16 protein-coding genes are annotated in these 23120 nt (G+C 73.9%); 1 reads left to right on the top strand and 15 read right to left on the bottom strand.

Annotation, left to right across the window (positions count from 1 at the left end):
- Nucleotides 1–191: 191 nt before the first annotated feature.
- The 6 genes from ACQEVM_RS00750 to ACQEVM_RS00725 form a co-directional block, all read right to left on the bottom strand.
- Entirely contained in the window at nt 192–377 is a 186-nt protein-coding gene (locus ACQEVM_RS00750) for a hypothetical protein (RefSeq protein WP_433073410.1), read from the bottom strand.
- Nucleotides 378–577: 200 nt separating this feature from the next.
- Nucleotides 578–3571 carry an NHLP bacteriocin export ABC transporter permease/ATPase subunit gene (locus ACQEVM_RS00745; protein WP_433073407.1) on the bottom strand — a complete coding sequence of 998 codons (2994 nt, stop codon included), beginning with the start codon at nt 3569–3571 and terminating at the stop codon, nt 578–580.
- On the bottom strand, nt 3568–5886 hold the full coding sequence (locus ACQEVM_RS00740) for an NHLP family bacteriocin export ABC transporter peptidase/permease/ATPase subunit (protein WP_433073404.1): 2319 nt from the start codon (nt 5884–5886) through the stop codon (nt 3568–3570). Before ACQEVM_RS00740 ends, ACQEVM_RS00745 begins: the two co-directional genes overlap by 4 nt.
- 64 nt (nt 5887–5950) lie before the next feature.
- Nucleotides 5951–6763 (bottom strand): HlyD family efflux transporter periplasmic adaptor subunit, encoded by an 813-nt coding sequence (locus ACQEVM_RS00735; RefSeq protein ID WP_433073401.1) that lies wholly within the window; start codon nt 6761–6763, stop codon nt 5951–5953.
- A gap of 24 nt (nt 6764–6787) precedes the next feature.
- Entirely contained in the window at nt 6788–8242 is a 1455-nt protein-coding gene (locus tag ACQEVM_RS00730) for a SagB family peptide dehydrogenase (RefSeq protein WP_433073398.1), read from the bottom strand.
- A 230-nt stretch (nt 8243–8472) separates the two neighbouring features.
- Nucleotides 8473–10725, bottom strand: a complete 2253-nt coding sequence (locus ACQEVM_RS00725; protein WP_433073395.1) for a TOMM precursor leader peptide-binding protein — start codon at nt 10723–10725, stop codon at nt 8473–8475.
- A gap of 79 nt (nt 10726–10804) precedes the next feature.
- Between ACQEVM_RS00725 and ACQEVM_RS00720 the strand changes: the two genes are divergently transcribed.
- The gene (locus tag ACQEVM_RS00720) at nt 10805–13525 is read left to right on the top strand and encodes an AAA family ATPase (RefSeq protein WP_433073392.1); all 2721 of its coding nucleotides are present in this window, start codon (nt 10805–10807) and stop codon (nt 13523–13525) included.
- A 63-nt stretch (nt 13526–13588) separates the two neighbouring features.
- Here the strand turns inward: ACQEVM_RS00720 and ACQEVM_RS00715 are convergent, their stop codons facing one another.
- The 9 genes from ACQEVM_RS00715 to ACQEVM_RS00675 all read right to left on the bottom strand — a co-directional run bounded on the left by ACQEVM_RS00715 (nt 13589) and on the right by ACQEVM_RS00675 (nt 23095).
- Nucleotides 13589–15007, bottom strand: a complete 1419-nt coding sequence (locus ACQEVM_RS00715; RefSeq protein ID WP_433073389.1) for an NAD(P)/FAD-dependent oxidoreductase — start codon at nt 15005–15007, stop codon at nt 13589–13591.
- A 249-nt stretch (nt 15008–15256) separates the two neighbouring features.
- The gene (locus ACQEVM_RS00710) at nt 15257–15916 is read right to left on the bottom strand and encodes a VOC family protein (RefSeq protein WP_433073386.1); all 660 of its coding nucleotides are present in this window, start codon (nt 15914–15916) and stop codon (nt 15257–15259) included.
- Complete coding sequence (locus tag ACQEVM_RS00705) at nt 15862–16755, bottom strand: hypothetical protein (RefSeq protein WP_433073383.1); 894 nt, start codon at nt 16753–16755, stop codon at nt 15862–15864. Before ACQEVM_RS00705 ends, ACQEVM_RS00710 begins: the two co-directional genes overlap by 55 nt.
- Nucleotides 16756–16835: 80 nt before the next feature.
- Nucleotides 16836–17747 carry an alpha/beta fold hydrolase gene (locus tag ACQEVM_RS00700; RefSeq protein ID WP_433073380.1) on the bottom strand — a complete coding sequence of 304 codons (912 nt, stop codon included), beginning with the start codon at nt 17745–17747 and terminating at the stop codon, nt 16836–16838.
- Complete coding sequence (locus ACQEVM_RS00695) at nt 17744–18667, bottom strand: Rieske 2Fe-2S domain-containing protein (RefSeq protein ID WP_433073377.1); 924 nt, start codon at nt 18665–18667, stop codon at nt 17744–17746. Before ACQEVM_RS00695 ends, ACQEVM_RS00700 begins: the two co-directional genes overlap by 4 nt.
- A 2-nt stretch (nt 18668–18669) precedes the next feature.
- Complete coding sequence (locus tag ACQEVM_RS00690) at nt 18670–19917, bottom strand: flavin monoamine oxidase family protein (RefSeq protein WP_433073374.1); 1248 nt, start codon at nt 19915–19917, stop codon at nt 18670–18672.
- Nucleotides 19910–21157 (bottom strand): cytochrome P450, encoded by a 1248-nt coding sequence (locus tag ACQEVM_RS00685; RefSeq protein WP_433073371.1) that lies wholly within the window; start codon nt 21155–21157, stop codon nt 19910–19912. Before ACQEVM_RS00685 ends, ACQEVM_RS00690 begins: the two co-directional genes overlap by 8 nt.
- Nucleotides 21158–21248: 91 nt before the next feature.
- Entirely contained in the window at nt 21249–22151 is a 903-nt protein-coding gene (locus tag ACQEVM_RS00680; RefSeq protein WP_433073368.1) for an ABC transporter permease, read from the bottom strand.
- Nucleotides 22148–23095, bottom strand: coding sequence for an ABC transporter ATP-binding protein (locus ACQEVM_RS00675; RefSeq protein ID WP_433073365.1), 948 nt, complete (start codon nt 23093–23095; stop codon nt 22148–22150). Before ACQEVM_RS00675 ends, ACQEVM_RS00680 begins: the two co-directional genes overlap by 4 nt.
- Between the last annotated feature and the right edge of the window lie 25 nt (nt 23096–23120).

Raw genomic sequence — 23120 nt, 5'->3', positions numbered from 1 at the left:
GGCCCATCCGACCCTCGTGCTCCCGCCCCGCTCGGGTCTCACGCGGCGCCCCGGCGCCCCGGCGCCCACTCCGGGCCCACCAGGCCGTGTTCCCGGGCCCCGTCCGCCGGGATGGTCGGGAGGGGGAGGCGTTCCGCGCCCCCGCGGGTCACCGCGGAGGCGCGGATCCTGAAATGCGCCCGGCAGCCGTGTCAGCCGCGGGTGGTGCGGCGGCGGCCGAAGGCGAACCAGAGGCCCAGCAGTACCCCGCCGACCACGGCGACGCCGGTGGCGACCGCGCCGGAGGCGAGGCTCGCGGCGACGACGACGGCCAGCGCGTACGCCACGGGCAGCAGCACGTTCAGGTTGGTGGCGGCTGTCCTCGGACCTTGTGACATGGGTGGGTCCCCCTTGCTCGGTGGTTCGGTCGTACCCGGCCGCAAGTCGTGTGCGCAGCGGGCGGGTTGGTCGTGGGGCGCATCGTTTCGGGAGGATCATCTCACCTGGCGGCGGATGTCGTGAGCGGTCGGGCGGGAGGTGCGTCCCGGTTCCCGCCCGACCGCCCCCGCGATCTCATACTTCGTCACATCAGGTGTTCTCAGGGCCGGTTGACGGCATCGGACATCTGCGGGCCCGCCAGCCGGGCGAAGAGTCCGTGCGCGTCCGCCATGAGTTCTTCGTACGTACCCTGCTGGACGACCCGGCCCCGGTCCATGACCACGATGCGGTCCGCGTCGACCACGGTGGACAGCCGGTGCGCGATGACGATGCGGGTGGCGTTCAAGCGGCGCGTGCTCTCGGCGACCAGTCCCTGCGTGGGATTGTCGAGGGCGCTGGTCGCCTCGTCGAAGAAGACCAGGCGCGGCCGGGCCACCAGGGCGCGGGCGATCATGAGGCGCTGGCGCTGGCCGCCGGAGAGGGTGTTGGTGCCCTCGGAGAGCACGGTGTTCATGCTCATCGGCATCGCCCGGATGTCGTCGGCCAAGCCCGTCATCTCGGCTGCCGCCCAGGCGTCGTCGAGGGTGTGGCCGCCGGAGCCGACGATGTTGGCGAGGATGTCGCCGGCCTGGAGCGAGCCGTTCTGCAGCACCACTCCGCACTGCCGGCGGACCGCCGAGACGTCCAGTTCGGCGAGGTCCTGGCCGTCGTACAGCAGGCTGCCGGACATGGGGGTCTCGAAGCCGAGCAGCAGCCGCAGCAGGGTGGACTTGCCGCTGCCGGAGGCGCCGACGACGGCGATGAACTCGCCCGGCTGCACGGTGAGGCTGACGTCGTCGAGGACGAGTGGGCCGTCCTGGCCGTAGCGGAACGACAGGTGCGAGACGGCGATCCGGCCGGACAGGTCGCCGGGGTCGACCTTGGTGCCGTCGTTCTCCGGCTCCGCTTCGAGGATGGGCTTCAGCCGCTCCAGCATCGGAACGGTGCCGACGGCGGTCACGGCGGAGGCGGTGAACTGCAGGCCCGCCGAGAGCAGCAGGTTGAAGGCGGCGAAGAACGGCAGGAAGGTGGCGAGCGGGACCTCCCCGTGCAGGGGACCCGCGGTCACCCCGAAGACGACCGCCGAACACACCAGCGGGAAACCGGCGTTGAAGGTCGTCACGCTGTTCTGCACCCGGCGGACGCGGGCGGACAGGGCGTGGCCGCGGGCGGCCAGCCGGGTCCACTCGGCGAAGGCCCGTTCCTCGGCGGCGGCCACCCGCAGCTTCGGCATGGCGGTGAGCATCTGGAAGACCATCGCGGACATCGCCTGCTCGTGTGTGTACTCACGTCGGGCCCAACGCAGTTGGAGCCGCCCGGCCACCGCCGCGAACAGCACGCCGACGGCCGTCAGGCCGGCGGCGACCAAGGCCAGGGTCAGGTCGTACCAGAAGACGAGGGCCAGATTGGCGAGGCCGGTCAGCAGGGCCAGCGTGGCCGTGGTGAGCATTCCGGACAGGAGTTCCTGGGCGGCGGTGACACCGAGCACGGTGGTGCCCAGCTCGCCCGTGGAGTAGCGGGTGAAGAACGCGGCCGGCAGGGACAGCAGCCGGTTCCACAGCCCGGCCTGCATGGCGGCGCCGGTGCGGCTCTCCAGCCGCAGGACGGCGAGGTTCTGTACGACGGACAGCGCGGCGGTCACCAGGCCCGAGCCGATGACGACCAGGGACCCCTGCACGATCAGGTTCCGGTTGGCGTCCGCCACGAACTCGCCGAGCACCTTGCCGGTCATCACCGGGATGATCAGGCCGATCAGGGCGACGAGTACGCCGGTGAGGGCGAGCCGGGCCAGGTCCCGGCCGTGCCCCAGGGAGGGCGAGAGGCCGAACCTCAGCAGGCCGGGCACGTCGCGCACGGCCGCGGGCAGCGGCCGGTACAGCACGACGGCGGCGGGCCGCAGCCGTGCGGCCGTCTCGGCGTTGAGCGCGCAGACCCGGCCGTCGTCGACGAGGACGTAGCCGTGGCCCAGCGGCAGCAGCGCGACGGGCCGGCCCGTGACGTGGTACCCGAGCACCGGCCCCACGTCGCGGGTCCACCAGCGGTCCTCCAACCGGATGCCTCGGGTGCGGAAGCCGGAGGCAAGGGCGATGGCCCGCAGGTTTTCGGCGGCGCTGCGGCGGCCCGGGCCGGGGCTTCGGACCGGGGGGCGGACCGAGAAGCCCTGCCGGGAGGCGACCAGCCGGACCGCGGCGAGCATCGGCTCGTCGTCGGCGACGTCCGCGAGCTTCAGGCGGGTGCCGGTGTCGTGGAGGACCGCGTCGAAGGTGCGGACGGCGGACGACAGGACCTTGCCGTCCTGGGCGCGGCGCGCGGCGAGTTCGGCGCGCTCGCGGGCCCGCTGGACGGCGATGCGGTGGTCGACGGTGGTACGCAGCCGGGCGGCGTGCTCGGTCAGCGCGTCCGTCAGCCGGCCCTCCCGGTAGACGGAGAGGAGGGAGGCGGTGCTGAGGCGGGCGGCGCCGCGGGCCCGGACCCAGTCCTGCTCGGTCAGGACCAGCTCGGCGCCGGGCCCGACGGGCTCCAGCGCACTGATGTCCTCCTCCCCGTCGAGGCCCGCGGCGACGCTCTCGGTGGCCGGGTCGCCCGGGTCGAGGAGGCCGGACTCCACACGGACGAACTGCACCCCGTCGACGGAGCGGGCCACGTCGCCCTCGTGGAGTTCGGTGCCGTCGGTGGTGCTCAGGGACGTGAACTGGCGGGGTGCGAGGGCGCCGGGGAGCGCGTCGGCGAGGGCGGTGAGCCCGGCGGTGAGGCCGGCGAGGAGCGGGGCGTGGTCGAGCGCGGCGGAACGGTCGCCGGCCGGCCGGGGCAGCGTGGCCCGGCCCTGGCGGATCTGGTCGAGGAGGGACAGCGGCAGCCGGGTGAGCCGGGCGTCGAGCACGGGCCGGGCGATGACGGTGTGGCGGCTCTCGCCGCCGGTGCCGCACACCACGAGCATGCCGGCCTCGGCGCGGCACAGGAAGTAGCGCCGGCCGTGCTCCTCGCAGTCGTCGCCGCCCGGTCCGCGGTCCACGGCGAACAGGTCGGCCGCGCCGGATTCCACGTACAGCAGGGTCGCGGGGTCGTCGAGGCAGACGGTCCGGGCGAGGGCCGCCGCGGCGGAGGGAGTGCTCACAGGGTGTCCTTCTCCTCGGAGCGGCTGGAGTCGAACAGGGCGGCGTAGCGGCCCTGGGCGGTGAGCAGTTCGTCGTGCGTGCCGCGTTCGGCGATGACACCCCGGTCGAGCACGATGATCTCGTCGGCGTCGCGCACGGTCGAAAGGCGGTGGGCGATGATCAGGCAGGCGCAGCCGCGGCGGCGCAGGTTGTCCATGACGGTGCGCTCGGTGGCCGGGTCGAGTGCGCTGGTGGCCTCGTCGAGGACGAGCAGGGTGGGGCGGGCGGCGAGCGCGCGGGCGAGTTCCAGGCGCTGGCGTTGGCCGCCGCTGAAGTTGCTGCCCTGTTCGCACACCTTGGCGTTGATGCCGCCGGGCCGGGACATGACCTCGTCGAAGACGGCGGCGTCCTGGAGGGCGGCGAGGACGACCTCGTCGGGCACGGTGTCGTCCCACAGGGTCAGGTTGTCGCGGACCGTGCCGGCGAAGAGCGCGACGTCCTGGTCGACGTAGGCCATGGAGGCGGCGAGGACGGTGCGGGGGATCTCCTCGCGGGGCCGTCCGCTGATGAGGATCTGCCCCGAGCGAGGCTCGTACAGGCCGGTCACCAGCCGGCCCACGGTGGACTTTCCGCTGCCGGAACCGCCGACGATCGCGGTGCGGGAACCGGGGGTGACGGTGAGGGTGAGTGCGGTGACGACGGGGTCGGAGAGCGGGCCGTAGCCGAAGGTGACCTCGTGCAGGGTGAGTTCGCCGTCGAGCCGGTTGGTCGGGACGTCGGGCCGGGCGGCGGGGGTGTCGTCGGTCGGGCCGTCCGTTCCGGGTGCGCCGGGCTGGAAGCCGCGGGCCTGCGGGTACTTCTCCACGTCGTGGATGCGCTTGAGGTCGGCGTTCATCTCCTGGAGCCGGCTGCCCAGGTTGGTGAGCTGGGTGACGGGGCGGCTGAGGGATGCCAGCAGGGTCTGGAAGGTGACGAGGATGCCGACGCTGAGGGTGCCGTCGGCCACCCGCAGGCCGCCGACGAGCAGCATGACGCCGATGTTGACGACGGCCAGCAGGGGCGGCAGGACCGTCAGCACCGCGGTGGTCTGTCCGAGCCGCTGCTGGGCGGTGGTGACCTTGGCGAGGAAGCCGGCCCAGCGGGTGAAGGCGTCGGGCTCGGCGCCGGTCGCCTTGACGGACTCGATGGTGGACAGGGTCGCGAAGGTGGTGCCGATCAGGTTGCCGCGGTCGGCGCGCAGCGCGTCCACGGCGTCCTTGCGGGAGCGCGAGACCAGTTGCAGGACCAGCACGTTGAAGGCGGCGGTGGCCAGGCCCAGCAGGCCGAGCAGGATGTCGTAGCGGACCATCAGGGCGCCGTAGAAGACGACGAGCACGAGGTTGATGGTGGTCGCGGCGACATCGCGCGAGAGGATCATCGCGACGGTGTCGTTGCTCGCGACGCGTCGGGCGACCTCGGCCGGGCGGCGCTGAAGGAAGAACTCGATGGGCAGCCGCAGCAGATGGCGGAAGAAGCGCGCCGACGCCACCAGTCCGGTACGGATCTCCATGCGCAGCAGGTAGTGCTGCTGCACGGAGGTGAGGACGAAGACCATCAGGGCGGTGACGGACATCGCCAGGACCAGCGGCAGCACGGCCGTGGGCGAGTCCGAGGCGAGCACCCGGTCGAGGAAGACCCGCGAGTAGGCGGCGCCGACGATGCCCGGCACCACCAGCAGCAGGCTGGCCAGCAGGACGAGGGGCAGGGCGCGCCCGGACGGCAGGCGGCGGTCCAGGAGGGCGGCGGCGGTGCTGCTGCGGCGGCCGCCGGGCGTGAAGTCGGGGCCGCGTTCGAAGGTGAGGACGATGCCGGTGTACCCGGAGTCGAACGCGGACCACTCCATCAGGCGGGGGCCGGCGGCCGGGTCGTTGACGGCGACCTGGGTGCGTCCGAACCGGGTGGTGATGCCCTCGACCACCATGAAGTGCTGGAACGCCCAGAAGATGATGACGGGCCCGTGGCGGAGCTTCTCCTCCAACTGGTCGGTCTCCGCCTGGAAGCCCTTGGCGACGAGCCCGAACGAGCGGGCCGCGGCCAGCACGGAACTCGCGCGGGCGCCGTCCCGGGAGACGCCGCACAGGGCGCGCAGCTCCTCCAGCGGGACGTGCCGCCCGTAGTGGGCGAGGATCATCGACAGACTGGCCGCGCCGCACTCCACCGATTCCATCTGCAGGACGGTGGGCACCCGGTGCGCGCGGCGCCGGGCCCAGCGGCGGTTGCGGGTCGCGGTGCGCCTGGTGCGGCGGGCGTCCCGGCGGGAGGCGGCCACGGGGGGTCGGGTCTTCGTGTCGCTCATGGCTGCCGTTTCCTCAGCTTGTCGTGGGGTGTCCGGGCGGCGTCGGCGGCCCCGTCGGCGCCGCTCAGCGCCCCAGCACCAGGTCGAAGGGCGACTGGGTGCGCAGCTCTATGGAGGCGGACACGGAGGTCTGCGAGCTGAGCCGGATGGGCGGAGGCTTGGCGGAACTCCAGGCGTAGCCGGAGGCGGAGCCCGATGCGGGGACCAGGTCGACGGTGACCAGGCGCGGCGCCTGGTCCTGTTGGAAGCTCTGGGCCGCCAGCTCGCCGCCGGCGATTGCCGCGAGGCCCTCGCGGGTCAGCGGGTACGGGTCGACACGGGTGACCGTGCCGCGCAGCAGGCCGTACACGGCCGGGGGCGCGGTCGACACGTTCAGGTCGACGGGGCGGCCGGGCGCCAGGCGGGCGGCCCGGTCGGCGGGTACGAAGACGAGCGCGACGAGGCGGTCGCCGGGGAGGTCGGTGCGCTCGACGGTGGCGACGGTGGCGCCGGCCGGGACGAACTGGCCGGTGGTGATCGTGGCGCTGATGACCTTGCCGGCGAACGGGCTGGTGATCGTGTTGATCTTCCCGGTCGGGTCGGCGACGCGGGCGACGGGCTGTCCGGCGCGGACCTCGTCGGCGGGGCCGACCAGGAGGTCCTGTGCCATGCCGGTGTACGGGCTCTGGACCTGGCTGGTGCCGCCGGGGTGGGTCAGGACGCCCGGGGCGTCGACGGTGACGTCGAGCCGGGCGAGCACCGCCCACACACAGGCCCCGACCATCATGATGAGCACGACGAAGACGGCGATCCAGCCGCGCGGGGCCGCGAGCATGACGGCGGCGTCCAGCTCGTCCGGCTCCCGCTTGCGCTGGAGCGCCTGGTAGCGGAACTTCATGGTGGTGTGTCCCCCCTTGCCGGGTCAGAAGCCCGCGGTGGCGGGCTCGGCGGCGGGTTCGGCGGCCGGCGCGGCCGGGCGGCTGCCCAGGACGAGCTCCCCGACGGTGCCCTCCAGCAGCGGGTCCCGGCCGGTGGCGGCGGCGAACGCGCTGGTGTCGCCGCCGCCGAGTCCGCACACGGCCAGGCCCATCGCGGTGGCCACCAGGTAGACGGTCTGGTAGAGCACGCCGACGTGCTTGAGGATCAGCGGGTAGCCGACCGTCTCGTACTTCCACATCACGCGGCCGAAGCGGGCGGCCACCAGCAGCACGACCTGCGGGTCCCCGTCCATCATCGTGCCGCCGCGGGCCTCCTTGACCAGGGTCGCGGTGGCCGGGCCCGGCGCGCTGACCAACTCCAGCTCGTGCCGGTCGGGTGCGTACCGGTACAGCCCCGGCTCCAACCCCTCGCAGCGCGTGACCAGCGGATAGACCTCCAGCTCGTGCACGGCTCCGCCGTTGGGCAGCGGGCGGTCGGCGAGTTCCTGGCCGTCGCTTCCGGTGAACGTGCCGCGGATGCGGACGGTCCGGTAGAGCAGCTCGGCGAGCTGGGCCAGCGTCAGTGGGTGCTCGGGGTCGTGCGCGCGGGTGGAGGTGCGCTGCTCGATGGCCTCGGTGAGGGACGGGTCCCGGGCGGCGATCGTTTCGAGGTCGGGCACGGGCAGTGCCACGCGCGGCCCGTCGGCGGCGGGGGCCGCGACCGGCTCGGGGCCGAAGCGGTCCGCGTGCCGGTAGGTGCCGCCGTAGCCGGGCGCGGAGGCCGGGACACGGGTGCGGGCGTGGAAGGCGAGGTCGACCGGGTCCCACTGGACGCTGCCGCGCTCCTCGGCCTGCGGGTCGGCGTCGGGGCCGCCGGGGGCCAGCGCGCCGGCGGTGGCGAGCAGCCGCACCAGCGGGGCCGGGACCTCCTCGGTCCAGGTGGTCAGCAGCGGCAGCAACGCGGTGGCGCCGGCGCCCAGTTCCACGGCCAGCGGGCTGCCGGGGGCGCGCAGCGTGAGGGTGCCCTCGGCGGGTGCCAGCAGGGCGTGCCGGCTCAGCCGTACGGGGCCGCGCGGGGCGGGCTTGAGGGTGGTGGCGCCGCGGCCGACGCGCACCAGGCGGGCGACGGGAGCGCCGTCCGGGCCGACCACCGCATGTTCGAGGAGGCCCGCTGCTTCGAGCCGGGAGCGCAGCATCTGCCAGCGCAGCAGGCCCATTTCGCCGTCGTGGGCCACGATGAGCGCGCTGATCGCGGCCTCGGCGTGGTCGTCCTCGCCGAAGGCGCGCAGCGCGGCCTCGGCGCCCGGGGTGAGGGCGCCCAGGCGCACGGCGCCGAAACGGGTGGTGAGCTGCCCGTCCCGGAAGCCGCCGCCCCGGGCCAGCCGGCTGGTCAGGGTGTGGGTGACGGACGCCGCGGAGGCCGGCGACGCCGTGCCCGGGAGTGTCGTCGTACTGGTCATGGCTCCAGCCCTGATGGGGCGCGGGCCGGGGCGTGCCCCGGACCGCGCGTGTGACGGATGGTCAGGAGCCGGTCCCCGGACGGCACGGTCCCCGTGGGAACCGCGCCCGGTGGGACCGCGCCCGTGGGAACGCGCCCGTGGGAACGCGGAGGGGCCGCGCCCGGCGGGAATCCGCTCGCGCGGAGCGGGCTCAGCGCCTCGGTGGCACGGCGCCTCGGCGCCTCAGCGGCTCAGAAGAAGACGTTCCACTTGTTCAGGTCGGCCTCGGGGATCGGCTCCGCGAGGCGGCCCATGCGGACCGGGGCGTCGTAGAGCCGACCGGGGCCCAGCCGACGCCAGAAGTGGCGCAGGCCCGGGGCGATCACCTTGACCACGTTGAGCTCCAGGTCGGGGCGCGTCTGGTCGACGACGATGACCTCGGAGCCGGCCTCCTTGATGCGCTCGACCTGGTCGCGGATGCGGGCGGCGAGGTCGAATCCGGGCTGCGGGCCGACCTTGGTGGCCGGCAGCTCCGGGTCGGGCAGCAGCCAGGGCTCCGCGGCGACGGTGGCCGTCTTCAGCCAGGTCAGGGTCTCCAGGTCACCGACGAGGTAGGAGGTGTTCCCGTCGGCGTCGCGGTTCTCGATCATCGGCAGGAACTGGTTGAGCTCGGTGAGCGCGCGGAAGGCGGCGACGCGCGGGTCCGGGTGGGCGCCGAAGCCGACCATGATGTCCTCGACGCTGTGGCGGCGGCGCGAAGCGGCCACGTACACCGGCATGCCGAGGTCGGTGGTGAGGTCCATCATCCACAGGTCGCGGTTCATGGAGCCGTAGTAGGCGCGCAGTTGGTCCACGTACGGGTCTTCGAGCGAGTCCATGTCGAAGGCCGGGAGGCGCAGCCGGTTGTACCACCACACGGCGACGGCGTCGCGCTCGGTCAGTTCGCACAGGCCCTGGAGGATCGCCTCCTCGAGCGAGTTGCCGGCGGCGGTGCCGTTGGAGTCGGCGATGCAGAAGAAGTTGTCCTGGAGGTCCGGGTGGCCGTACCAGGAGTAGGCGGCCGGGACCAGGCGCTCTTCGTCGTGGGTGAGGGACCAGCCGCTGGTCCAGTCGATCGCCACGTCCTCGGGGAACCGGTCCGGCACCTTGTGCAGGCGGTTGGCGGGGTCCTGGTTCCAGGTGTCGCGGCCGGCGACCTGCGCCTCGGAGAAGTGCAGCAGGCTGCGGGGGTGGACGACCGTTTCGGCGTCGAGGTCGCGGTAGGCGGCGCGCCGCACGGCCTCGTCACCGCGCCAGACGCCGGCGTAGCGCTCGATGGCCTCGCAGACCGCGCTGACCTTGGCCTGGATCTCGGAGCGGCCCTTGCCGCCGCTCTGGCCGCGCAGGTTGCGGCGCAGCAGGTCCATGCTGTCGTTGACCATCGCGAAGTTGTGGCCCGCGGCGTAGCTGTAGGTCAGCGTGTTGGACTCGGGCGTGTGCGAGACCAGCTTGGTGATGGCGCCGAGGTGCGGGCTGATGTGCCGCTCCAGGCGGGCGAGGGTGGCCTCGGGGCTGTTGACGCGGTAACCGCCGTCGCTGGTGTGGCCGGCGTCGCCCGAGGTCAGGACGATCTTGGGGCTGCGCTCGCTGACCAGGGTCGGGTCGCCGCAGGAGCGGCACTGGGGCTGGCGGATCAGCGGGTGCCGGTCGGTGGTGAGGGTGGCGAGGTCGAGGGTGACCATCTGCCCGCACAGGGCGCCGGGTTCGCCGGTGGCGGCGATCCGGGCGGCCTCGGCTGCGATCAGGCCTGCGGCGACCTGCGGTCCGGCGGGGATGCCCGCGCGGGACGGGTGGCGGGGCACGGAGTCGCCGCGCTTGCCGGCCAGATAGCGCTCCAGCTGGCGGTTGCCGGCCAGGCGCTGGGCCAGACAGGTCCAACAGCCGGTGTGGTCCGGGTCGAGGAACGGGCCGATCCATGGCGCGATGCCGCCGGTGCGGGCCAGCAGCCACGGCTTGGCCGCCGCCAACTGGCTTGCGTTGCGGGCTTCGAGGGCCGGGTCGAGGTAGTCGTCGACGAGGACGACGGAGATGCCCTCTTCGGGCACGGTGTGGAAGTCGCCGGTGCGGGCGGTCAGTCCGAGCGCGCGCAGCGCCGCGAGGACCGGCTCGGGGTCGACGCCCGCGGTCGCGGAGACCGTGACGGGCGCGGTGGCGAGGGTGGCGGCGGGGTCGATGCCCAGGGCGTCCCAGTACGCGAGGCCGGCTTCCGGCAGGTCGGGCCGGCCCTCGGCCAGGTGCCCGGCGGCGTCGAAGCGGGTGAGTGCCGCGAGTACGGCGGGGATGGGCAGCGTGCCGGCGAGGGCCTGCACGATCTCCATGACGGTCTTGCGCCCGTCCAGGTGGGGCAGCACGGCCGCGGCCGCCTTGCCGGTCACCAGGTAGTCCTGGCCCTCCGCGTAGAGGAAGACGCGCTCGCCCTCCACCACCTCGACGTGGAAATGGGCCTTGAGGCGCGGCTTTTCCATCTGTCCCCCTCGGTTCTCGCGATCAGCCCTGACGTGGCATCACACCGGCAACCCAAACACGGGGTCGACCCCCGGGTAAATGCTTCACCTCATACGCAGGAAGGCCTTCGAATACGTAGCCCGACGGTGTTTCATACGTACCGGGAAACGCGCGGGCCGCGAGGCGACTCACGCGGAATTCAACCATCCGGTTTCTTCCGTGAGAGCCCGGCCCAACTGGACTGTTCAGACTGTCCTTTGGCTTGATCTGCACCCTGCGCAATGCGACATTGACCCCATGCATTCACCCAACGGGGATCTGTACCACCGTGAGCGTGAGATGGGCCTCCTTCAGGGTGCCGTCGGTGAACTCGCCTTGAGGCGGCCGACCGTGATCACCATTCACGGGCCTCGCGGAATAGGAAAGTCCGCACTGTTGAACGCGGTGCCCCGACTACTGCCCCCCGGGGCCCTGATTCTGCGGGCGCGCTGCCATCCGAGCGAGAGCCAGTTCCCCTACAGCATGGTGAGCCAGCTGTTCGACCCGGTCCTCGGCGGGGCCGGCGGCCCCGGCGCGCCCGTACCCGGGCTCGGAGAAGCCGGTCCGACCCACGAGGCCCTGCTGGGACTCCTGCGGACCACCCGCTCCCTCGCCGTCGACCGGCCGGTGGCCATCCTCGTCGACGACCTGACCAACGCCGACCCGCACTCGCTGCGCTGGTTCTCGTACATCGCCCGGCGGCTCGACGACCTGCCGGTGCTGATGGTGGCCACGTTGCCCGCCTCGGCCGCCGCACAGGTGGCGGAGCAGCTCGGCCCGCTGCCCTACCTGCTGCGGCTGTGGCCGGAGCCGCTGTGCCCGACCTGTACGACCGAGCTGGTCGACCGCGCCTTCGACAGCCCCGTGGACCAGGAGCTGGCGGCGCTCTGCCACACCCTCGCGCACGGAAACCCGCTCGTGCTGCACGACCTGGTGACCCGGCTGCGGCGCACCCACGTGCCGCCCGGCTCGCCCGACCCCGAGCAGGTGCTGCCGATCGGGGCGCAGGCCCTCTCGGAGACCGTGCTGGCCTGGCTCGACGAGGACGACCCGTGCGGGAGTGAGCTGCTCACGCAGCTGGCCGTCCTGGGCCCCGACACCGACCCGGCCGTGTGCGCCGCGCTCTCCAAGCACGGCGAGGTGCACGACCAGCAGGCACGCGAGACGCTCGTACGGGCCGGGCTCCTGGGAGTGGGTGCGCCCGGCCGCTTCACGCACACGGCGGTCCGGCCCGCCGTCCTCGCCCGGGTGTCGGCGCACGAGCGGCTGCTGCTGCACGGGCGTGCCGCGACCGTACTGGCTCGGCTCGGCGCCCCGGCCCGGCAGACGGCGGACCAACTGATCCTGGCGGGCTGCGACTGGGGGATCGACGTGCTGCGCGGTGCGGGCATCCAGGCCGCGGGGGTCGGCGACCACGAGTCCGCGGCCCGCTACCTGCGGCGTGCGCTCACCCTGTCGGAGCAGCGCGGCGTGCCCGTGGCGGACGGCGACGAGAGCGCGGCGAAGGAGGCCCGGGAACGTGAGGAATCGTTTCTTGACCTGACGGTGCGGCTCGGCGCCGTCGAACTCCACCGCGACCTCGACGCCTGCGCCCGGCAGGCCGCGGCCGCGGCCGACAGCCCGCTGGGTCCGGTCCGGCGCGCCGAGGCCCTGGCCCGGCTCGCCTCCCCCGCGCTCGTCTCCCGGGTCGAAGGCGCCCAGCCGTTCGTCCGGGTCTGCGGCGAACTGGCGGCACTGCCCGCGCCGCCGCGCGAACACCTGCTGCGGCTGACCGCACAGACCCTGCTCACCGGGCACCGCTCCGGTCTGCGCCGGGCGGCCCGGCTCGCCGCCGCCGACCCGGGGGACCCGGCCGCGCACGTCTTCGCCGGGGCGCTCGCCGCAGCAGCCGCCGCCGGCGGTCGGCTCGGCACCGCGCGCCGGATGGCCCTGCGGGTCGCGGCCGGCCCGGCCGGCGCACCGGAGGGTACGGCGCCCGGGTCGGCGGCCGGCCCGGTGGGCGCCGCCCTGGCCCTGACCTGGACAGGCGACCTCGACGGGGCCGCGGCCCTCGCCGACCGGCTGATCAGCATGTCGCGCGCGTCGGACGACCTCGCCACCACCCTGCTCGCCCACCTCGTACGCAGCGAGGTCCGCCACCGCCGGGACGAGCACACCGACGCGCACACGGACGCCGAGGCCGCGCTGCACCTCGCCCGCCGGCTGAACGCCCCCGCCCTGGCCGTCGCGGCCGTCGCGGCCGGGGCCCGCGCCCTCGTGGGCCTGGGCCGGGCCGCCGAGGCGGCCGCCCTGCTGACCGACGAACCGGCGGCCGGGGACGCCCACCCGTTCATCAAGGCGCTCTCCCTCCAGGCACACGGCACGGTCGCCGCGGCCCTCGGCGACCACGCCACCGCCGTGAGCCTGTTCCTCGACTGCGGCCACCGGCTCGCGCTGCGCGGCATCACCCACCCCGGCTGCGTGACCTGGCGGGCCCAGGCGGCCGCCTCGTACCGGGCCCTGGGCGAGGAGTCCGCCTCGGCCACGATCCTGGACGGCGCACCCCGGGAGCAGGGCGCGGCGCCGAGGCCCCGGCCGGGGCGCGAGCGCACCCTGCTGAGCCCGGCGGAGCAGCGGGTGGCCGAGCTGGTGGTGCGGGGCAGCTCCAGCCTGGAGGTCGCGGAGAAGCTGTTCCTCAGCAAGCGCACCGTCGACACCCATCTGGGCCGCATCTACCGCAAGCTCGGCATCCACAGCCGACACGAGCTGGCGGGCGCGATCGGCGAGGAACTGCCCGTGTGACACCGGGCGGTGGGCGGGGCCACCGGGCCCCGCCCACCCGATCCGTCTCCTGCGGATCGGCGCTCAGGTGCGCGCCGCCTCCGCGGACCGCCCTGCCCGGCCTATGCCCAGCCGGGGGGTGGTCGTCAGGTACAGCCCCGTCGCCGTGTCGTGGCCGCCGATGTCGTGCCGCCCGGACACCCGGTCGGCCAGGACGTCGGCGGGCAGCGGGCCGGCGCCACCCGCCCGCCGCGCGTCGTCGAGGTCCAGGACGCCGGCGGTGAGCGCCGCGAACGCCCCGCTGTCCGGCGCGGAGCGCATCGGGTCCGGGCTCTCCGGGCGGGCCATCAGCTCGGGGTGGCGGCCGCGGGCGAGACGCTGGGCGAGCCAGAAGTACGTCGACTTGCCGCGGTACTGCTCGTAGAACCCGGCCACCATCGAGAACATGCGGGCGTACGCGTTGCGGTAGAGCGCCTCGTAGAAGGACAGCGCCTCGTCCTCGGTCACCTCGCCCGCGTCGATCGCCGTGATCGACGCGGCGGCGAGCATGCCGCTGTACATGCCGAGGTGGACGCCGGTCGACAGCAGCGGGTCCAGGAAGCACGCGGAGTCGCCGGCGAGGAAGTAGCCGGGCCCGCAGAAGCTGTCCGCCGTGTACGAGAAGTCCTGCTCGACGCGCACGTCGTGCCGGAACACGCCGTCCGCCACCAGCTCGCGCACGGTCTCCGACTCCCGTACCGCGTCCAGGAACAGGGCCTCCATGCCCGCCGCGCCCGCCGCGTGGCCCTGCTTGCGCCTGAGGAAGTGGTCCTGGTGGGTCACGAAGCCGACGCTGTACACGTCGTCCTTGAGCGGGATGACCCAGTACCAGCCCTCGGGCGCGGAGATGACGTTGATGCCGCCGCGGGGGGTGCGCGGCAGCAGCGCGCCGCCCTGGTAGTAGCCCCAGACGGCCACGTTGCGGAACACGTCGTGGGGCGTGCGGTTGTCGAGGTGGCGCACCGACAACAGGCCTGCCCGGCCGGTCGCGTCGATCACGTGGTCGGCGCGGGTCGTGTGCTCCCGGCCCTCGTGGGTCCACTCGACGCCCGCCGCGCGGCCGTCCTCGAAGAGCACCGTGCGGGCCTGGGCCCCCTCGATGACCTCGACGCCCTGGGAGGCGGCGTGGCGCAGCAGGACGTCGTCGAAGTCCGCGCGGTCGACCTGCCAGGAGGTCCGGGCGTCGGTGCCGAAGATCTCGGGCCAGTCGACGACCCAGTCGCGCTCGGCGCCCCAGCGCAGCAGCAGGCCTTCCTTGACCTGATAGCCGCGCTCTTCCACCTTCTCCAGCGCGCCGGCCAACTCGATGATGGACCGGCAGGACGTCGCCACGGACTCCCCGACGTGGTACCGCGGGAAATGGGCACGCTCCAGCAGTCTCACGCGCGCGCCCTGGCGGGCCAGCAGCGCCGCGGCAATGGAGCCGGCCGGCCCACCACCCATGACCACGATCTCGGATGCCATCGCTTTCGCCTTTCCCGTACGGAATTCCACCGCATTCCATGCGTCGTACGCGAGCGCGGGAATTCTTTACAGCGGATGTCTCGCTCCGTCTTTTCTTCGGCCGAATCGACCTTCGCACGACGAGCAGCGCGAATGAACCGGAGGCGATGCGCAGCGAGGGATTACGTATCCGACGGATTGCGTAATCGGCGGTGGCGAGGGGCGGTTCCGATGCCGTGCCCCGATCCGCCAGGGATGGCGGGGCGGCCCTCAGGCGGTGCCGAGGCCGTCCGTCACGCCGAACACCGCTCCCCAGGGGTCGCTCAGCAGTCCCGGGGCGAGGACGCGGGCGCCCGCCGCGCGGGCGAGGACCTCGAAGGTGCCGGTGTCGGCCACCCCGAACCGCGGCACCCAACGCGCGTCCGCCGCCTCCTCGGTCTCCGGCCGGGCGCCGCAGACCTCCCGGTAGAAGTCGCCCGACTCACCCGGCCGCGGCGTGTGCAGGGCGGCGCCGGTCAGCGCGCCGGCCTCGTCGACGACCACCACGCCCTCGTCGTGGGCGCCCTGCCACAGCCCGAAGGCGGCGCCCAGGGGGTCGACGGCGAGGCTGAGGCGGCCGTTGCCGCCGGCCGGGACGCCCGCCACCACCACGTGGGCGCCGTGCAGCTCGGCCCGCCGCCCCGCGGCGTCGAGGTCCTTCGCCGCGAGGTACACGGTCCACGCGGAGCCGAAGCGCGGTCCGGCCGGGCTCGGCCCGAGGCCGCCGACGATCTCGCCGCCGAGCAGCACCAGGTGGTAGCCCCGGCCGCCCTCGGGCCGGAACTCCCAGCCGAAGAGGGCCGCGTAGAAGTCCTTGGCACCGGTGGGGTCGACGCCTACGTGGTCGATCCAGCAAGGAGTTCCGTCAACGTAGGAGGTACGGCGGGGCACGGCGCGGTTCCCTTCGGGGTGGTCGCGGTCAGTCGTCCGTCGAGCAGGTCGGCGGCCTCTTCGGCGGCGCCCGATTCGGGCAGCAGCAGGCGCATGCGGGGGGTGGCCGCGAAGGCGGGGTCGGCCGAGGCGTCCGGGGGCCACACCGAGGCGGCGAAGTTCCAGTCCTCCAGCCGGGACCGCTGCGCGCCCGTGCTGCAGAGCCGCACGAGTGTGGCCGGGCCGAGCCGTTCGCGGATGTCCGCCGTGGCGATCAGCCGCTCCGGGCGGACCATGACGGACGGGCCCGTCAGCGGCGAACACACCGTTCGTGCGTCGCTGCCGGGGGCGTCGGTGAGGCCGGCGGCCCGGGCGGCCTCCAGGGCGGGGCCCCTCAGTTCGAGGGGCAGTTGGTAGGGCAGTGTCTCCCCGGTGACGCGGTCGACGACCAGGTATTGGCCGGAAACCATGCGCCACCCGCGTGCGCCCAGGGCGAGCGCCACGGAGTTCCGCGGCGAACCGATGCCGCCGACCAGCGCCACCACGCCGGCGCCCTTGGCCAGCACGGCGGCCTGAACGACCGCGTACGGGTGCTCCATGACGGCGAAGGGCGGCAAAACTGGCGGGATTCCGCCTATGCCGTGGTAGGCCCAGCGGCGTAGCACGCGCCCCTCGCCATCGAGCACGCGCACCTCGCGCCCTCCCTGACCCGCCCCGGTGTGCGAGGCGAAATGCAGGCTCACGGCGTTCCGCACCGGCTCGGCCCGTTCCTCGATCAGATGTCGGCCGAAGTGAAAGGCGAGGTCGGACTGCTCGACCAGCCCCATCACTTGGAGGATCGACCCAAAGAACTCAAGCATGAATATCGGCATGTCCCCCGACCCCCCCGATGTGCATTCCTTGATCACTTTATACGGGTATCGGAAGGCCCATTAAGTGGCTAACAGGCCAACAGGTGGTCCAGCAGCAGCGGCGCCACGGCCCACGGCTGTTCGAGAAAGGGCAAATGACCCGCGTCGGGCAGTACATGGTTGCGGCAGCGGGGTACCACTCGGGACAACAAAGCGGCATTGTCGTGGAATACGGGCATGTCGGCGCTGCCGGTCAGTGCGAACGTACGGGCCGTGATCCGTGCCAGGTCCTCCCCGGAGTGCACGTGCGTGCTGAGCCCCGCCATCGCGCCGCTGTCCAGCTCGGCCCAGGAGTGGCGGGCCACGACGGACCTCAGCTCGGCGCGGAGCACCGGATGGGCCTCGGTGCCCCGGAAGATGTCCGGCGGCGCCGCCATCCACAGATCGGCCAACAGCTCGGCCGCCTCCGCCCCGCGCATCCGGCGCAGCATCAGCATCTCGATGTACCGCTTCCGGGCCGCCGGATCGGGCGGCCCGCCGGCCGGGGTCGGCGCGCCCACGACGAGCCGGTCGACCTCGTCCGGGTACGCGAGCGCCATCTCCAGCGCGACGGTCGACCCGAAGGACAGGCCCGCCCACCGCCGGGCCTTCTGCTCACGGGCCAAACCCATGACGCGTGCCGCGAGTTCCGGCATGGTCAGCCCGGGGCGCAGCGCCTCGGAGCCGCCGTGTCCCGGCAGGTCCACGCCGACGTGGCGCAGCCCGGGGAGCAGCCGCCACAAGGGCCGCCACAGGGTGGCGTCCATGGTGTAGCCGTGCACCCACAGCACGGTGGGCCCGCTGCCGTAGGTCAGGGTGCGCAGCCCGTCGTACGCGCCCTCCCGCTCGCCGGGCAGCGGCTCGCGGGAGACGTGGCGCCCGTCGCCGCCGGGGCCGCCGGTGCGGTCCCCACGGTGATCGGCGCCGGTCGCGCTGCCGGTCGCCGTCTCGGGCACGGTCACGGTGCCTCCCCGACGGCGAGTTCGGCGAAGCCCGCGCAGAACTCCCGGTACGCGACGACGGCCGCGTCGGCCGCGTCGTAGCGGGGCGTCACCCGCGGGTTGAGGTGCTCCCAGACGGCGATGTCCTCGGCGAGGGCCCGCTCGCTGCCGGCGACCAGCATGGGCAGCTGGTTCTCGCGGCCTTCGCGCACGCCGACGGCGACCCGGGCGACACAGCCCCCGCGCCCGTCGGGCACGGCGCCGGTGACGATGACGTGCACCTCGTCGGCGGGCCCGAACTCCGTGACGACGACACCGGGGCTGTACGCGCGCGCGTGGAAGCGCGGAACGTACGGCTGCGCCGCCGCCCTGCCGCGGCCGGCCCAGGGCGAGGCCGACATCGGGAACTCCCCGTCCATCACCAACTCGCCGTGCACACCCGTGGAATGCCTCATGCCGCGGATCCGGTGGACTTTGTGCAGCGCCGTGAAGTGGTCGGTGTCGAAGGCGTTCTCGACGACGAGGTCCGCGGCCGCGGCCACCGGCCGCTCCACCGCCTTGACCAGCGGCATCGAGTCGGCCAGTCCCTTGAGTACGGTGCGCAGCCCGCGGTCGTCGTCCGGCCCGTCGGTGAGGCGCACGAAGACGGCGTCGCCGCACTCGACGACCTCGTGCTCGCGCACCCAGGGCCGGCTGCCCTCACCCGAGGGCTGCCCCAGCCCGATGCGCCGCCCGTGGAAGGGACACACCAGGCAGCCGCCCTCCACCCGGCCGCCGTGGCCGAGGTGGGCGCCGCGGTGCGGGCAGTCGGCATCGTGGACGCGCAGGCGGCCCTCCGTGCGCACCGCCACCAGACGGCGCTCGCCGATGTCCAACGGCACTACCTCGCCCTTCAGTTCGGACGCGAAGGCGGCCAGGTACCACCCCGAATGGACGTTCACGCTCACTGCTTCCCCGCCTCCAGAACTTCCTGTGCGGCGCGCCGCCCGTCGGCGTACGCACCCTGCAACCACGGCAGTGCCCGCCCGGTCACGGCGGCCTCCCCCGCGAAGAACAGCCACCCGTCGCGCCCGTGCAGGGGACGGGCCCAGTCCCGGGCCGCCCGGTCCGTGCCGGGTCCCGGCGCGCAGAACGCCCCGCCGCTGTACGGGTCGGCGGACCAGTCGGCGGTCTCGACGTCCACGACCGCCACGCCCCTGGTCCACGGCAGCGCCACGGCCAGCAGCCCGGCGAGGTGGACCGCGGACCCGGCCGCCTCCCGGACGCACGCGGCGGCGGCGGACTTGGCGACGATCAGCACCTCGGGGCGGCCCTCCCGGCAGGAGACGAACCCGCCGACGCCGTCCGCGTCGAACACGGCGGCCGTCTCGGGGGCCGGGCCGGTCAGGGTCACCACGGCGCAGAAGCCGTCGCCGGGTACGAGCGCCCTCACGGCGGCGGTCTTCTCCGGGCCGAGCCCGTCGACGGCGAGCAGCCCGCCGGCGACCACGGCGGGCGGTACGGCGAGGACCGCCCGGTCCGCGGTGAGTTCGCCGTCACCGGTGACGATGCGCACGCCACGTTCGGGGTCGGCCGCGATCCGGCGGACGGGGGTGCCGGTGCGCACGTCCAGACCTTCGGCGAGGGTGTGGGGCAGCAGGTCCAGGCCGCCGGGGACGGTGAACTCGCCCCGGCCGCCGCCGTCTTGGCGGGCCGCCGTCGCCACCCCGGCGGCGTCGAGCCGGTCGGGGTCCGCGGCCCAGGTCTGGCGCAGCCACTCGCGAGCCGTGGCCGCCTCGGCGGGCGCGGCGCCGCTCGCCGCCAGCCAGCCGCCGACGCTGAGCCCGCCGCCGGGGCCGTCGGGGGCCGGGGCGTAGCCCGCGAGCCTGCCCTCCAGCAGCCACGGCGGGTTCGCACCGCGGGCGAGGACGCCCATGGGGCGGGCGACGCGCCCGGACACGACGTACGCCGCCGACGGGCGGGGCGCGGCGGGCAGCGGGCCGAGGACGGTGTGGGCCGGGTTCCGGTCGCCGTGCACGACCTGCGCGCCGAGTTCGAGGGCCGGACCGCCGTCGGCCGGGCGGAACGTGCGGACGCGCCCGCCGATCCGGGGCCGGGCCTCCAGGACGAGGGTGTCGACGCCCGCCTGCGCCAGGCGCCGGGCACAGGCCAGCCCGGCGACCCCGGCTCCGATCACCACCACCTCAGGCATGTGCGCCCTCCAGCCCGGACGCGTCCCGTACGTCCGCGTGCGGCGCGATCCCGTCCCGTACGTCCGTGCCCAGGTCGACGGGGAGAGCGGTGAGGCGGCGCGGGATCAGGGACGGCGCCCAGCGCGGGTCCGGGCCGGCGATGACGGCCTCGGGGAAGCGGCGGACGATCCTGCCGAGCAGCACCGCGCCGGACTGCCTGACCAGGCGGGCGGCCAGACAGAAGTGCGGGCCGCCGCCGAAGGCGAGATGCGGGTTGGGCCGCCGGTCCCACACCAGGCTGCCGGGGTCGGCGAAGACGGCGGGGTCCCGGTTGGCGGCGGCGAGCACCGCGAGGACCCGCTGCCCGGCCGGGACGCGCCCGCCGGGAAGCTCCGCGTCGCGGACGGTGACGCGGGCGGTGAAGGGGATCGGCGCCTCCAGGCGCAGCAGTTCGTCGACGGCCGTCTCGGCCGCGTCCGGGCCGGCGTCCCGCAGCGCGGCGCGTACCTCGGGGCGCGGCAGCAGCCAGTACAGGGCGTTGCCGACAGCCTCGGCCAGCGGCTGCCAGCCTCCCACGACGGTCAGGCCGAGGACGCCGAGCATCTCCTGCCGGGTCAGCCGCGAGTCGGCGGCGAGCCGGCCGAGCGGACAGTGCGGGTCCACCCGGTCGGTGTGGGCGTCGAGGAACCGGGTCAGCTCGCCCATGGCGGCGCGGCCCAGGCGCGCGACGTGCGGCGGGGCGAGCGGATCGAGGTTGACGGACGCGGCACGGGCCAGTGCGGCCAGCGTCCCCAGCCCGTCCTCGGGCAGGCCGAACAGCCGTGCCAGCACGGCGGTGGCCAGCGGCGCGCCCAGCTCCTCCACGGCATCGACGGGCACGCCGCGCTCCACGGCCCGGTCGAGCAGGGCGTCGGCGTCGGCGGCGATGGCGTCGGCCACGGACGTCAGGGCGGCCGGACCCAGCAGCAGGGCGCCGGGTGCGCGCAGCCGGGTGTGGTCGACGCCGTCCGTGGTCAGCATGGACACCGGCAGGTCGTCGTCCCGGGACCGCTCGCGCTGCCCCGAGGCCGCGGAGAACGCCGGGTCCTTGAGCAGGGCCGCGCAGTCGGCGTGCCCGGTGACCAGCCACATGCCGGTCATCGGGTCGCGGTGCACGGGGTCGTGGGCCCGCAGCCACGCGTACGCCGGGTACGGGTCGACCCGTCCGGCGGGGCTGAAGGGGTGGGCCAGGTGGGCGGGCAGCCCGGCAACCTCGGTCATGTACGTGTTCTCCTCGTCACGGCACTCTTCTCGCCCGGCTCCCGCACGGCCGCTGTCAACCGCTGTCCACCGTTGTCATCGGGGTGGCCGCTCAGCGCACCCGCGGGCCGCGCCAGCCGAACGTCAGTCCGGTCGCCAGCAGACCGCCGACCGCCCACAGCGCCAGGACCAGGGCGATGCGGCCCGGTTCCCAGGACCCGGCCGGCTCCACGACGGCGAAGGAGTCCGGCAGGAACACCGAACGGAAGCCCTGGGCCATCCACTTCACGGGGAACAGGGCGGCGGTGTTCTGCATCCACAGCGGCAGGTTCTCGAACGGGTAGAACACGCCCGAGATGAACTGCAGGACCATGAAGACGGGCGTCACCACGGCAGCGGCGGAACGACTGTTGGGGATCAGCGCGCTGTAGGCGGTGCCGGCCAGCGCGCACGCCGCAGTGCCCAGCGCGAGGCACCACGCCAGGGTGCTCCACCGCTCGGCGGTCTGCGGCAGGGGCAGCCCGAACGCGGCCACGGCGATGCCGATGAGCAGGATCGTCTCCAGCACGGTGGTGACCACCACGCGGACGAGCTTGCCCACGAAGTACGCCGACTTGGGCATCGGGGTCAGGGCGAGGCGGCGGATGGTGCCGGTGTCCCGCTCGATGGCCACGTTGATGGCCAGGCCGGAGAACGCGGTGCTCATGACGCCCGCCGCGATCACCCCGGCCATGAAGACCTGCCGGAAGTCCGTGTCGGTGCCCTCGACCTTCCCCTCGAAGATCGAGCCGAAGACGACGAGCAGGATCACCGGGAAGAACAGGGTGAACACCAGGGACTGCCTGTTGCGGAAGAACGCTCTCAGCTCGACCGACGAACGCGCCGCGCAGGCCCGCGCGTACCCTCTCGCACCGCGCGCGCGAGGGCGCGCGCGCACGGCTTCGGCCGGGCGGATCGCCCGGTCACCGGACGAGTCCGGGGTGGCGGTCCTGGTTTCGGGCACGGTCGCGGTCATGCAGCGGTCTCCCTGCTCTCCCTGTCGATCAGACTCAGGTAGATCTCTTCGAGGGTGGGCCGGTGCACGCGCAGGTCCGCGAGTTCCGACGAGCCCGCCTCGCGCGCCCAGGGCAGCAGCAGGCTCAGCGCGTGCGAGGGCGCGGCGGTGCGCAGCGTCACGGTCCCCGGTCCGGACGGCACCACCTCGGTGTCGGGCGGCAGCGCGGGCAGCGCGACGCCGCCCAGTGCTTCGCCGCGTCGGAACGAGACGGTGGCGGGCGTCTGGTCACGGCCGCCGAACGAGGCCAGCGGCCCGTACTCGACGAGCCGGCCGCCCACGACGACGCCGGCCCGCTGGGCCAGTTCCTCCGCCTCGTCGAGGTAGTGCGTGGTCAGGACGGTCGTACGGCCACGGTCGGCGAAGTACCGGACGAGCTCCCACGCCTCACGGCGGGCCACCGGGTCCAGGCCGGTGGTCGGCTCGTCCAGGAAGATCAGTTCGGGATCGCCGATGACGCCGACCGCGACGTCCAGACGGCGTTGCTGACCGCCGGACAACGCGGAGGCCCGGCGCGAGTGGAGTGATCCGAGCCCCACCATCCCCAGCACCTCGCCGACCGGCAACGGGGCCGGATACATGGCGGCGAAATGCGTGACGACTTCTTTCACGGTCAGATCGGAGTAGGCGCCCGCCGTCTGGGGCACCACACCTATTTTCGCCCGCCATTCCCGCGGGTCCTCGGCCGGATCACGGCCGAGGACCCGCACGTCTCCACCGGTGCGTCTTTGCACTCCCGTCAGAATTTCGACAGTCGTGGTCTTTCCAGCGCCATTGGGTCCGAGCAGTGCGAACACTTCGCCACGATGAATATCGAGGCTTATGTCGCTCACGGCTTGGAAGTCACCGTATCGCTTGGAAAGCCCGCGTACGGAAACAGGATGTGCCGTCGGCGCAGGGGACATGGGTCGCTCCAGCGAAGTGGGAAGG

The organism is Streptomyces sp. CA-243310 (assembly GCF_050936775.1).
Classification (GTDB): domain Bacteria; phylum Actinomycetota; class Actinomycetes; order Streptomycetales; family Streptomycetaceae; genus Streptomyces.
The sequence above is the reverse complement of the archived record's forward strand: the minus strand, read 5'-3'. Positions and strand labels throughout refer to the sequence as shown.